Here is an 11,932-nt window from a genome sequence, read left to right as displayed (position 1 = left end):
GCCCGTGACGCTCCGCGTCACTGGACGCGGAGCGTCCCGAGAGGCATTCCCACGCAGAGCGTGGGAACGATCACAACAAATGTCCCTTTGAGATAACACCCTTGAGCATTCAACCCGGCACTTATTCCCCCGACCTTGCCGTGCCCGCTGACAAGCGTGTCTTCGGCGGTCGCGATCTGTTTTCCCTGTGGTTCTCCCTCGGCATCGGCCTGATGGTTTTGCAGACCGGCGCATTGCTCGCGCCGGGTCTGGGTCTGTCCGGTTCTTTGCTGGCGATCTTCCTTGGCACGCTGGTGGGCGTGCTGTTGCTCGCTGCAGTCGGCGTGATCGGCAGCGACACCGGCCTGTCATCGATGGCGGCGCTGAAGCTCAGCCTTGGCAGCAAAGGCGCGAGCCTGCCGGCGCTGCTCAATCTGCTGCAACTGATCGGCTGGGGCTCGTTCGAAATCATCGTCATGCGCGACGCCGCCAGCCTGCTCGGCACCCGCGCCTTCAGCGACGGCTCGCTGTGGGCCAATCCGATTCTGTGGACACTGGTTTTCGGCGCATTGGCAACGTTGCTCGCGGTGAGCGGGCCGTTGACGTTCGTGCGGCAGATTCTGCGCAAGTGGGGCATCTGGCTGCTGCTCGCCGCGTGCCTGTGGCTGACCTGGAACCTGTTCGCCAAAGCCGACCTCGCGGCGCTGTGGGCGCGCGCCGGTGACGGTTCGATGCCGTTTGCCGTGGGTTTCGACATTGCCATCGCCATGCCGCTGTCATGGCTGCCGCTGATTGCCGACTACTCGCGTTTCGGCAAACGCGCGAAGAATGTTTTCGGTGGCACGGCTGTGGGTTTTTTCATCGGTAACTTCTGGCTGATGAGCCTTGGCGTGGCCTACACCCTGGCGTTCGCGCCGAGCGGTGAAGTCAATGCGTTGCTACTGGCCTTGGCAGGCGCCGGTCTGGGCATTCCGCTGTTGCTGATTCTGCTCGACGAGTCGGAAAACGCTTTTGCCGATATTCATTCGGCAGCGGTCTCGAGCGGGATTCTGTTGCGTCTGAAAGTCGAGCACCTGGCCTTGGCCATCGGCGTGATCTGCACGCTGATCGCACTGCTGGCGCCGTTGGCGCAGTACCAGAATTTCCTGCTGTTGATCGGCTCGGTGTTTGCGCCGCTGTTCGGCGTGGTGCTGGTGGATCACTTCATCCTGCGCAAGCGCAGTGCTCAGGTCGCCTCAGCCGCATTGCGCTGGCCGGCGTTGCTGGCGTGGCTGGGTGGCGTCAGCACCTACCACTTGCTGGCGAATCTGTATCCGGATGTCGGCGCAACCCTGCCGGCGCTGGTGCTGGCAGGGCTGTTGCAGTTAGTGCTGGGCCGGGCCTTCAGTTACGGCCGGGAAACAGCTCAGGCTTGAGAATGCCGTTCAGGCGCGGGTAAGGAATCTTCAGTTCGACGTGGCCCAGCGCATAGGGCGCGATGGTGGTCACGTCGTACTTGAGAATCACGCCACCGTAGGTCAGCGCCACGTGCGGGGTTTTCACGAACGGCCAGTTCGCGACGAATTCCGCCTCCTGATCGAGCTTGGTGCTGATCAGCCAACTGTTGTGCGCCACTTGCGCGGCTTTCCAGAATGCCTCTTCCTGACCCGGCAGCAACATGTCGGACAGGTTCAGCACCTTGTGCTGCTGGCGCGAATAGTTGATGAAACCGCGACCCGGCGTGCCGTGGGCGCCGCCGGTGTCGAGGTAGCTCGACAGCTCGATGATCACCAGTCCGTCATGCTGCTCGCGTACTTTCGCTTGCAGATAGCTGCTGTTGCGCGGGCCGGCGCTGGCCAGGAACTGCTCGCGGTAGGCGGCCAGGGTTGGCGCTACGGGTGCGTTCTTCTCGGTGCGGGTCATTTGCAGCAGACGTTTTTCGATGATGCCGTCCAGTGCCGGCTCGTCCGGGAAGCGCAGAGTGTCGATGTTCACCAGCGGGCAATCGGGATTGGAACAGCCGGGTTTGAGTTGTTCCGAGGCGTCGCGGGTGGTTTCCAGCGGCGTGCGATAGTTGGGCTGGAACAGGCTGGCACAGGCGCCCAGAGTCAGGGCAATAGCGGCCACAGAGGCAATTTTGAAAAGCGACATGGGCGTCCTTTCGAAAGCAGGGGAAGGCAAAAAGATACCGCTTCGACTCTCAACGGAGCAGTCAGTTCGCCACTAAGCTGATTAGAGTGTGTTTCAGCTTCACCGTCCATCCCGCTGACGGTAAAGGGGCTGCATCAAACGGTGCGGGCGCGTTAGGATGGCGCGAAGTCGAGGTTGCCGGTTGTACGCGGAAACCCCGTAAAGGATATGCAGTAAAGAGGATGATCATGACTGACTTTGCCAACGCCATTCCGACCGCCGTGGATATCGTGCGGCGCGAAAAATGCTACGAGGGCTTCTACAAGCTCGACCGTGTGCACTTGCGCCATGAGCTGTTCGCCGGGGGCATGAGCCGCGAGATCAACCGGGAAATCTTCGTGCGCCACGATGCCGTGTGCGTCCTGCCTTACGATCCGCAACGCGATGAAGTGGTGCTGATCGAGCAGTTTCGTGTCGGCGCCATGGGCAAGGCCGACAACCCGTGGCTGGTCGAACTGGTCGCCGGTCTGATCGACAAGGATGAGCAACCGGAAGAAGTTGCTCACCGCGAGGCGCAGGAGGAAGCTGGGCTGGACATCAAGGCGTTGTGGCCGATGACCAAGTACTTTCCATCGCCAGGTGGCAGCAACGAATTCGTGCATTTGTATCTGGGGCGTTGCAGCACCGACGGTGTCGGCGGTCTGCACGGGCTGGAAGAAGAGGCCGAAGACATTCGCGTAACGGTCTGGGCCTTTGAAGATGCCTTGCAAGCCGTGCGTGACGGACGTATTGCCAACGCGGCGAGCATCATCGCCTTGCAGTGGCTGGCGCTCAACCGCGCCGAAGTGAGGGGGCTATGGTCGTAAACAAGCTGCGCGATCGTTATCGGGTTGATCTCGTGGGGCTGCAAGCCGCCTGCGAGGCCAACTACGCGCGCCTGATGCGACTGCTGCCGGACATGCGCAACGAACCCGAGGCGCGGCGTATCGCCGTGACTCAGGGCGAACAGATGCTCGGCGTGCTCGCCCTCGAAGTGCTGCAGACCTGCCCGTACACCACGACCTTGCAGGTACGCCAGGAGCACAGCCTGCCGTGGTTGCCGGTGCCGCAACTGGAAGTGCAGGTCTACCACGACGCGCGCATGGCCGAAGTGATCAGCGCCGAGCATGCACGACGCTTTCGCGGCATCTATCCTTATCCGAACGCCGCCATGCACCAGCCCGATGAAAAGGCCCAGCTCAATGTGTTTCTGGGCGAATGGCTGAGTCACTGTCTGGCGTTGGGGCACGAGTACGAAGTCGTTCGCTAGTTGTGAACTGCGTCCGCTTCGGCGGTTTCCCCTTTGTGTCATCCCCCAGCATAATTGCCGCACCCATCCATTGCGTGCTTAGCCCCGGGAGAGCGCCTTGCCCAGCGTATCGACATTGACCAGCGCCGACCCGGCGCTGCTGGTGCAGTTGTCCGACAGCCACTTGTTCGCCGAGGCGGACGGCACGCTGCTGGGCATGAAGACCCGCGAGAGCCTGCAAAGGGTCATCGACCTGGTGTTGGCGCAACAGGCGCAGATCGATCTGCTGCTGGCCACCGGCGATATTTCCCAGGACGGCACGCTGCAGTCGTATCAGGCATTCCGCCAACTGAGCGCGCAGATCAATGCCCCGGCGCGCTGGATTCCCGGCAATCACGACGAGCCGATGGTCATGGCCGAGGCGGCGGTGCAGAGCACCTTGCTCGAATCGGTGGTCGATATTGGCAATTGGCGGGTGACGATGCTGGATTCGGCGGTGCCGGGTTCGGTGCCGGGCTATCTGCAGGATGATCAATTGCAACTGCTCGCCCGCGCGCTGAGCGAGGCGCCGGAGCGTCATCATCTGGTGTGCCTGCATCATCATCCGGTGTCGATCGGCTGCGCGTGGATGGAGCCGATCGGCCTGCGCAACCCGGAAGCGTTCTTTGAAGTGCTGGATCGCTTCCCGCAGGTTCGCGCGGTGTTATGGGGGCATGTGCATCAGGAAATCGATCGCGAGCGCAATGGCGTGCGCTTGATGGCTTCGCCTTCGACGTGCATCCAGTTCGAGCCCGGGAGTGCGGATTTCAAAGTGGGCGAGCAGGCGCCGGGGTATCGCTGGCTGCGGTTGTTGCCGGACGGGAAATTGGAAACGGGCGTCGAAAGAGTCACCGACTTCGAGTTCACAGTCGATTACGGCTCCAACGGTTACTGAACTGACAATCAAAGACCCTCACCCCAGCCCTCTCCCAGAGGGAGAGGGGGCCGACCGCGGTGTCTTTGGCTGTGCATCGACCTGAAACAGCGATATCGATTATGGATTCGCAGCAAAACGTTCAGGTCGGTGTAGCTCTCGAATATCCCCCAGTCGGTTCCCTCTCCCTCCGGGAGAGGGTTAGGGTGAGGGCAGCTTGTGCTGTCACACCAATTTATTGAACCCACCCCCAATCCCGGTCCTTCTCCCTGTAAACTCCGCTATCTTTCGCCGACAGCCAGGGAGCTCAAATGTCCGGTTCGATCCTCTATATCCACGGTTTCAACAGCGCGCCGGCCTCAAAGAAGGCCTGTCAGCTGGTCGCGGTCATGGAGCGGCTGGGATTGAGCGGGCAATTGCGCGTGCCGGCGCTGCATCACCATCCGCGCGAAGCCATCGGTCAGCTCGAGCAGGCAATCGCCGAGCTGGGCCGGCCGTTGCTGGTGGGAAGTTCGCTCGGCGGCTACTATGCGACTCACCTGGCCGAGCGCCATGGCCTGAAAGCCCTGCTGGTCAACCCGGCGGTCAGCCCGCACCGGATGTTCGATGGTTATCTGGGCACGCAGCAGAACCTCTACACCGATGAAACCTGGGAACTGACCCACGACCACGTCACGGCGCTGGCCGAACTGGAAGTGCCGCCACCGCAGGATCCGCAGCGTTATCAGGTCTGGTTGCAAACCGGCGACGAAACGCTGGATTATCGCCTCGCCCAACAGTATTACCGCGCCTGTGCCTTGCGCATTCAGGCTGGCGGCGACCACAGTTTCCAGGGCTTTGCCGGGCAATTGCCGGCGTTGCTGAGTTTTGCCGGCATGGCTGCCGATATGTATCAGGCAATCGATTTCACCACGCTGTGAAGTCTTGCCCCTCTTTCATGAATGACTGACGACGAGACCTTATGGCCACTCCCAGCGCTAGTTCTTATAACGCCGACGCCATCGAAGTCCTCTCGGGCCTCGACCCGGTGCGCAAACGCCCCGGCATGTACACCGACACCAGTCGGCCGAACCACCTCGCCCAGGAAGTCATCGACAACAGCGTCGACGAAGCCCTGGCCGGCCACGCCAAATCGGTGCAGGTCATCCTGCACGCCGACCATTCGCTGGAAGTCAGCGACGACGGCCGTGGCATGCCGGTCGACATTCACCCGGAAGAGGGTGTGTCCGGCGTCGAACTGATCCTCACCAAGCTGCATGCGGGCGGCAAGTTCTCCAACAAGAACTACCAGTTCTCCGGCGGTCTGCACGGGGTGGGTATTTCCGTGGTCAACGCGCTGTCGACCGAAGTGCGCGTACGGGTCAAGCGTGACGGCAACGAATACCAGATGACCTTCAAGGACGGCTTCAAGGCGTCCGAGCTGGAAATCGTCGGCACCGTCGGCAAGCGCAACACCGGCACCAGCGTGTACTTCGCGCCGGACCCGAAATACTTCGATTCTCCCAAATTCTCCATCAGCCGCCTCAAGCACGTGCTCAAGGCCAAGGCTGTGCTGTGCCCGGGCTTGCTGGTCAGCTTCGAAGACAAAGGCACCGGCGAGAAAGTCGAGTGGCATTACGAAGACGGCCTGCGCTCTTATCTGGTCGATGCCGTCAGCGAGTTCGAACGTCTGCCGAACGAGCCGTTCTGCGGCGCCTTCGCCGGTAATAAGGAAGCGGTCGACTGGGCGCTGCTGTGGCTGCCGGAAGGTGGCGACGCGGTGCAGGAAAGCTACGTCAACCTGATCCCGACTGCCCAGGGCGGCACGCACGTCAACGGTCTGCGTCAGGGCCTGCTCGATGCGATGCGCGAGTTCTGCGAATTCCGCAGCCTGCTGCCGCGCGGCGTGAAGCTGGCGCCGGAAGACGTCTGGGAGCGCATCGCTTTCGTCTTGTCGATGAAAATGCAGGAGCCGCAATTCTCCGGCCAGACCAAAGAGCGTTTGTCTTCCCGTGAAGCAGCGGCGTTTGTCTCCGGAGTGGTGAAAGACGCTTTCAGCCTGTGGCTCAACGCCAACCCGGAGACCGGTCTGGCCCTTGCCGAACTGGCGATCAACAACGCCGGCCGCCGTCTCAAGGCGAGCAAAAAAGTCGAGCGCAAACGCGTCACTCAAGGCCCGGCATTGCCGGGCAAACTGGCTGACTGCGCCGGGCAGGACCCGATGCGTTCCGAGCTGTTCCTGGTCGAGGGTGACTCCGCCGGCGGTTCGGCCAAGCAAGCGCGGGACAAGGAGTTCCAGGCGATCCTGCCGTTGCGCGGCAAGATCCTCAACACCTGGGAAGTCGACGGCAGCGAAGTGCTCGCCAGCCAGGAAGTGCACAACATCGCCGTGGCCATCGGCGTCGATCCGGGCGCGGCGGACATGAGCCAGCTGCGCTACGGCAAGATCTGCATCCTCGCCGACGCTGACTCCGACGGTCTGCACATTGCGACCTTGCTGTGCGCGCTGTTCGTCCAGCACTTCCGCCCGCTGGTGGATGCCGGTCACGTCTATGTGGCGATGCCGCCGCTGTACCGCATCGACCTCGGCAAAGAGATTTACTACGCTCTCGACGAGGCCGAGCGCGACGGTATTCTCGATCGCCTGGTCGCCGAAAAGAAACGCGGCAAGCCGCAGGTCACCCGATTCAAGGGTCTGGGCGAAATGAATCCGCCGCAACTGCGTGAAACCACCATGGACCCGAACACTCGGCGTCTGGTGCAGTTGACGCTGGGCGAAGACTTCGCCGAAACCTCGGAAATGATGGACATGCTGCTGGCGAAGAAACGCGCCGGCGACCGCAAATCCTGGCTGGAATCCAAGGGCAACCTCGCCGAGGTGCTGGCCTGATGCAGTTTGGCTGGGCCTTGGCGGGTGCGTTGCTGCTGAGTGCGCTGAGCGTGTCGGCCGAGCCGCTGCAACAATTGCGGCTGCTTTCCGAACACCCGGTCGAAGGCATGCGCGGCGGTAACCTGTCGGGGCTGGCCCTGTGCGGCAATGAGCTGTGGACGGTTTCCGATCGCGATGACGAGCAGATCTATCGGCTCGATACCCGCGATCCGGTCTGGCAGGCGCAAACCGTGCACATCGACGTGCCGCCCGTGCCGGAGAGCGGCTTGCCGTGGGGCTTGAGTTCGCGCACCTGGGCTGCGTCGTTCATTCGCGGTGGCGATCTGGATTTCGAGGGCATCAGTTGCGACAGCGTAGGCAATCGCTACATCGTCAGTGAGGCCCATGCGGCGGTGTTGCAGGTGCCGGTCAGCGGCCCGGCGAACTGGCTGAAAATCTCGCCGCTGCTGGTTCGCGAAGCGCGGGCGAGCGGCCTGCTGCTCAAGTTCAATTCGATCTTCGAGGGCCTGGCGATCAACCCGGCCGGTGATCAGATATGGCTGGCCGCCGAACGGCAAAAACGCGGTTTGCTGCTGATCAAGCGCCAGCAGACGGTGTGGGATTGTGACGGTCGCTGCGTGCTGCTCAGTGAGGGCGGCAAGGAGATGCAGCCGCCACAGTTTCCGAAAGCCAAAGCGGTTCACCGCGACTTTTCCGACATTTCCTTGTTCAACGGCAAGCTGTTTACCCTTGAACGCAACGCTTTCGAGATCTGCCGTCGCGATGCGCAGACGGCCAAGGTCGAGCAGTGCTGGTCGTATGCCGGCGAACTGTTGCAGGAACAACGTCGGTATTCGCAGAACTACGGACTGGAGGAAGCGCTGATCATTGATGCCGAAGGTGCGTGGATCGGCGTCGACAACAATTTTGGCCCGCGTGCTGATGGCGAAGTCCGCCCGGTGGTCTGGCGCTTTGCCGCGCCGGACGGTGGCTGGAGTGCCAGGCCATGAGCCAGCAACCGCCGGGCAAGCGTGCCGGTCGGGTGCTGATGATCCTCGCCTGGTGCGCGGCGCTGTTTCTCGCGACAAGGTTTTTCGGTCAGTGGGAGCAGCGCCAGCAGAATCCGAACATTGTCGTGACGTCGGAGCAGGGCGAAGGTTTTATCGAAGTGAAACTGGTGAGCAATGCCCAAGGGCATTTTGTCGCCAGCGGCCAGATCAACGGCGAGCCGGTGGAGTTCATGCTCGACACCGGCGCGACCGATGTGGCGATCCCGGCGGATCTGGCCAAGCGTTTGAAGCTGCAAGAAGGTTTCGGCGTGACCCTGAGCACGGCCAACGGCCTGAGCCAGGGCTATCGAACGAAGATTGCCCGCCTGCAATTGGGCGACATCGTGCTGCGGGATGTCCGTGCATTGGTGGCGCCGGGGCTGCATGGCGACCAGGTGCTGCTCGGCATGAGCGCCCTGAACAAACTTGAATTTACCCAGCGCGGTGGCACCATGCTGCTGCGCCAGACAACGAACCGATGAGGCCCGCATGAGCGACTCCCTTGATCTCAGCCTGGACGGTGTAGAACGCCGCTCGCTGGCTGACTTCACCGAAAATGCCTACCTCAACTACTCCATGTACGTGATCATGGACCGCGCCTTGCCGCATATCGGCGACGGCCTGAAACCGGTACAGCGGCGTATCGTCTACGCCATGAGCGAGCTGGGGCTGGACGCCGATTCCAAGCACAAGAAATCGGCGCGTACCGTCGGTGACGTGCTCGGCAAGTTCCACCCCCACGGCGATTCGGCGTGCTACGAAGCGATGGTGCTGATGGCGCAGCCGTTCAGCTATCGCTACACGCTGGTCGACGGCCAGGGCAACTGGGGTGCGCCGGACGATCCCAAGTCCTTCGCCGCCATGCGTTACACCGAAGCGCGGCTGTCGCGCTATTCCGAAGTGCTGCTCAGCGAACTGGGCCAGGGCACCGCTGACTGGGGGCCGAACTTCGACGGCACCCTGCAGGAGCCGCTGGTGTTGCCGGCGCGCCTGCCGAATATTCTGCTCAACGGCACCACGGGTATTGCCGTGGGCATGGCCACCGACGTACCGCCGCACAACCTGCGCGAAGTCGCCACCGCCTGCGTGCGCTTGCTCGATGAGCCGAAAGCCACGGTCGAACAGCTCTGCGAACACATTCAGGGGCCGGACTATCCGACCGAAGCGGAAATCATCACGCCGCGCGCCGACCTGCTGAAGATGTACGAAACCGGCAAGGGCTCGGTACGTATGCGCGCCGTGTACCACGTCGAGGACGGCGACATCATCGTTACCGCACTGCCGCATCAGGTCTCCGGCGCCAAAGTGCTGGAGCAGATCGCCGCGCTGATGCAGGCCAAACCGTCGAAAGCGCCGCAGATCGCCGATCTGCGTGACGAATCCGACCACGAAAACCCGTGCCGCATCGTGATCATCCCGGTCAATAGCCGCGTCGATCACGAAGCGCTGATGCAGCACCTGTTCGCCAGCACCGAGCTGGAGTCGACCTACCGGGTCAACGTCAACATCATCGGTCTGGACGGCAAGCCACAGCTGAAAAACCTGCGTGCGCTGCTGGTCGAATGGCTGGAATTCCGCGTGCTGACCGTGCGTCGCCGCCTGCAATTCCGCCTCGACAAGGTCGAACGGCGCCTGCACCTGTTGGATGGTTTGCTGATTGCCTACCTCAACCTGGATGAAGTGATTCACATCATCCGTACCGAGGAGCACCCGAAAGCCAAGCTCATCGAGCGCTTCGCTCTCAGCGAGATCCAGGCCGACTACATCCTCGACACCCGCTTGCGTCAGTTGGCGCGACTGGAAGAGATGAAGCTGCGTGACGAGCAGGACGAACTGCTCAAGGAACAAGCCAAGCTGCAAGCCCTGCTGGGCAGCGAAGCGAAGCTGAAGAAACTGGTGCGCACCGAGCTGCTCAAAGACGCCGAAACCTACGGCGACGACCGCCGCTCGCCAATCGTCGAGCGCGCCGAAGCCAAGGCGTTGAGCGAGCACGACCTGCTGCCGAACGAGAAAGTCACTGTCGTGCTGTCGGAAAAAGGCTGGGTGCGTTCGGCCAAGGGCCATGACATCGACGCCACCGGTCTGTCGTACAAGGCCGGCGATGGCTTCAAGACCTCGGCGGCGGGGCGCTCCAACCAGTTTGCCGTGTTCATCGATTCCACCGGTCGCAGCTACTCGGTTGCCGCGCATACCTTGCCGTCGGCCCGTGGTCAGGGCGAACCCTTGACCGGCCGTCTGACGCCGCCACCGGGTGCTTCGTTCGAATGCGTGCTGATGCCCGAAGACGATGCGCTGTACGTGATTGCGTCCGATGCCGGTTACGGCTTCGTGGTCAAAGGCGAAGATCTGCAAGCGAAGAACAAGGCCGGCAAGGCCCTGTTGAGCCTGCCGAACAACGCCAAGGTCATCGCGCCGCGCCCTGTGGCCGATCGTGAGCAGAACTGGCTGGCCTCGGTCACGACCGAAGGTCGCCTGCTGATCTTCAAAATCAGTGATCTGCCACAATTGGGTAAGGGCAAAGGCAACAAGATCATCGGTATCTCCGGTGAACGCGTGGCCAGTCGCGAAGAATATGTCACGGACATCGCCGTACTGCCGGAAGGCGCCACCCTGGTGTTGCAGGCTGGCAAACGAACCCTGTCACTGAAAGCCGACGACCTCGAGCACTACAAAGGTGAGCGTGGACGGCGCGGAAACAAACTTCCGCGGGGCTTCCAACGGGTCGATGCGCTGCTCGTCGAAAACCTCAATTAGGCGAGAACGCCTTCCTAGAGCGTTCGATCTGCGATTAAACGCGTAGATCGACGCTTTGGCGCTGGAGTCGGAACGCATATTCACGGATGATATGGCCTTTCAAGCGCCGGCGTGGCCGAGCGTTCTTCATATTTATTGAGTATTTTCACTGTGGTCAGCCTTGTGGCGGCCACCTGGACGGGATGATGACTGCTCTACGCCCCCTTATTTTGTTGCTCGCCGGCGTTCTTGGCCTGGCGGGTTGCAGCGTTCACCAGCCGGTGTCGCTGTACCAACTGGACAGCGGAAGTCCGGTTCAGCCTGCGCAAAGCGCGGGCATGGCGGTTTTGCTGGGGCCGGTGGTTGTAGCCGATTACCTGCAACGCGAAACCCTGCTGCAACGTCAACCCGACGGCAGCCTGCAAGCGGCGACCGACGGTCGTTGGGCTGGCAGCCTTTCGTCGGATATCGATCAGTTGCTGATGCGTCAGGTCGCCGGTCACCTGGACAGCCAGCGTGTGGTGCTGGCGCCTGCTACCGCCGGGTTCACGCCCGATGTGCAGGTGTTGCTGACCATCACCCGTCTGGATTCCGGAGCGAAACAACCGGCGATTCTCGATGCGCAGTGGCGGTTGATCGATCGTCGCGGCAAGGTGCGTGATAACCGCATCATTCACCTGCAGGAGACGCACGCTGGCAGCACCGCGTCCCAGGTGCAGGCACAAGGGGTTCTGTTGCAGCGTCTGGCCGAGCAGTTGTCGGTGGCGCTCAAGCCACTGGCCAACCAGCCGCCCGTGGCCGAGGCACCGCGTAAAGCCGCGCCGAAACCCGCAGCGCCTGCGGCGGATGCCGAGAAGCAGCCGAAGATTCCAATGGCCTCGCCGATTCGTACCGATATGGAAGTGTTTCGCTTCTGAGGCTGGAACGAGTCAGAACAGAGCCCGCATTGTGCGGGCGTTGGTGTGTCTGGAGGTGGGGTGGAAGATCAAAAGCCCATCACCCTAACCCTCTCC

Annotated in this window: 11 protein-coding genes; 10 read left to right on the top strand and 1 reads right to left on the bottom strand. The window is 62.0% G+C overall.

Annotated elements, in window-relative coordinates; translation table 11 throughout:
• The first annotated feature begins 101 nt into the window (after positions 1–101).
• Complete coding sequence (gene cytX / locus F8N49_RS19650; protein ID WP_151552201.1) at positions 102–1,394, top strand: putative hydroxymethylpyrimidine transporter CytX; 1,293 nt, start codon at positions 102–104, stop codon at positions 1,392–1,394.
• Here cytX and F8N49_RS19645 read toward each other — a convergent pair.
• The gene (locus tag F8N49_RS19645; RefSeq protein ID WP_016771974.1) at positions 1,363–2,109 is read right to left on the bottom strand and encodes an RsiV family protein; all 747 of its coding nucleotides are present in this window, start codon (positions 2,107–2,109) and stop codon (positions 1,363–1,365) included. The genes cytX and F8N49_RS19645 overlap by 32 nt on opposite strands.
• 227 nt (positions 2,110–2,336) lie before the next feature.
• On the opposite strand from F8N49_RS19645, the gene F8N49_RS19640 reads away from it, so the two are divergent.
• From F8N49_RS19640 to F8N49_RS19600, 9 genes are all read left to right on the top strand, one after another.
• Positions 2,337–2,954: an NUDIX domain-containing protein gene (locus tag F8N49_RS19640; RefSeq protein ID WP_024011344.1), complete on the top strand. Its 618-nt coding sequence runs from the start codon at positions 2,337–2,339 to the stop codon at positions 2,952–2,954.
• Entirely contained in the window at positions 2,945–3,397 is a 453-nt protein-coding gene (locus F8N49_RS19635; RefSeq protein WP_039756811.1) for a DUF1249 domain-containing protein, read from the top strand. Before F8N49_RS19640 ends, F8N49_RS19635 begins: the two co-directional genes overlap by 10 nt.
• 97 nt (positions 3,398–3,494) lie before the next feature.
• The gene (gene cpdA / locus F8N49_RS19630) at positions 3,495–4,310 is read left to right on the top strand and encodes a 3',5'-cyclic-AMP phosphodiesterase (protein WP_151552199.1); all 816 of its coding nucleotides are present in this window, start codon (positions 3,495–3,497) and stop codon (positions 4,308–4,310) included.
• Positions 4,311–4,600: 290 nt separating this feature from the next.
• A complete protein-coding gene (locus tag F8N49_RS19625) occupies positions 4,601–5,209 on the top strand; it encodes a YqiA/YcfP family alpha/beta fold hydrolase (protein WP_041477646.1) in 609 nt (202 codons plus the stop codon).
• A 41-nt stretch (positions 5,210–5,250) separates the two neighbouring features.
• Positions 5,251–7,158 (top strand): DNA topoisomerase IV subunit B, encoded by a 1,908-nt coding sequence (gene parE / locus F8N49_RS19620; RefSeq protein WP_024011346.1) that lies wholly within the window; start codon positions 5,251–5,253, stop codon positions 7,156–7,158.
• Positions 7,158–8,147 (top strand): esterase-like activity of phytase family protein, encoded by a 990-nt coding sequence (locus F8N49_RS19615; RefSeq protein ID WP_151552197.1) that lies wholly within the window; start codon positions 7,158–7,160, stop codon positions 8,145–8,147. The genes parE and F8N49_RS19615 overlap by 1 nt, the downstream gene beginning before the upstream one ends.
• Positions 8,144–8,668: a TIGR02281 family clan AA aspartic protease gene (locus tag F8N49_RS19610; protein ID WP_151552195.1), complete on the top strand. Its 525-nt coding sequence runs from the start codon at positions 8,144–8,146 to the stop codon at positions 8,666–8,668. The genes F8N49_RS19615 and F8N49_RS19610 overlap by 4 nt, the downstream gene beginning before the upstream one ends.
• A gap of 7 nt (positions 8,669–8,675) precedes the next feature.
• A complete protein-coding gene (parC, locus tag F8N49_RS19605) occupies positions 8,676–10,940 on the top strand; it encodes a DNA topoisomerase IV subunit A (RefSeq protein ID WP_024011349.1) in 2,265 nt (754 codons plus the stop codon).
• Between the two features lie 185 nt (positions 10,941–11,125).
• Positions 11,126–11,836, top strand: a complete 711-nt coding sequence (locus F8N49_RS19600; protein WP_024011350.1) for a membrane integrity-associated transporter subunit PqiC — start codon at positions 11,126–11,128, stop codon at positions 11,834–11,836.
• Positions 11,837–11,932: the final 96 nt, after the last annotated feature.

The organism is Pseudomonas sp. GXM4 (assembly GCF_008923895.1).
GTDB lineage: Bacteria > Pseudomonadota > Gammaproteobacteria > Pseudomonadales > Pseudomonadaceae > Aquipseudomonas > Aquipseudomonas atacamensis.
Note: the sequence above shows the minus strand (reverse complement) of the source record. Positions and strands in the feature narration are given on the sequence as shown.

Bases quoted from the DNA above. Each gene is read 5' to 3' on its own strand.
- F8N49_RS19645 (WP_016771974.1), bottom strand. From the start codon at position 2,109: ATGTCGCTTTTCAAAATTGCCTCTGTGGCCGCTATTGCCCTGACTCTG.
- F8N49_RS19640 (WP_024011344.1), top strand. From the start codon at position 2,337: ATGACTGACTTTGCCAACGCCATTCCGACCGCCGTGGATATCGTGCGG.
- F8N49_RS19635 (WP_039756811.1), top strand. From the start codon at position 2,945: ATGGTCGTAAACAAGCTGCGCGATCGTTATCGGGTTGATCTCGTGGGG.
- F8N49_RS19625 (WP_041477646.1), top strand. From the start codon at position 4,601: ATGTCCGGTTCGATCCTCTATATCCACGGTTTCAACAGCGCGCCGGCC.
- parE (WP_024011346.1), top strand. From the start codon at position 5,251: ATGGCCACTCCCAGCGCTAGTTCTTATAACGCCGACGCCATCGAAGTC.
- F8N49_RS19615 (WP_151552197.1), top strand. From the start codon at position 7,158: ATGCAGTTTGGCTGGGCCTTGGCGGGTGCGTTGCTGCTGAGTGCGCTG.
- F8N49_RS19610 (WP_151552195.1), top strand. From the start codon at position 8,144: ATGAGCCAGCAACCGCCGGGCAAGCGTGCCGGTCGGGTGCTGATGATC.
- parC (WP_024011349.1), top strand. From the start codon at position 8,676: ATGAGCGACTCCCTTGATCTCAGCCTGGACGGTGTAGAACGCCGCTCG.
- F8N49_RS19600 (WP_024011350.1), top strand. From the start codon at position 11,126: ATGACTGCTCTACGCCCCCTTATTTTGTTGCTCGCCGGCGTTCTTGGC.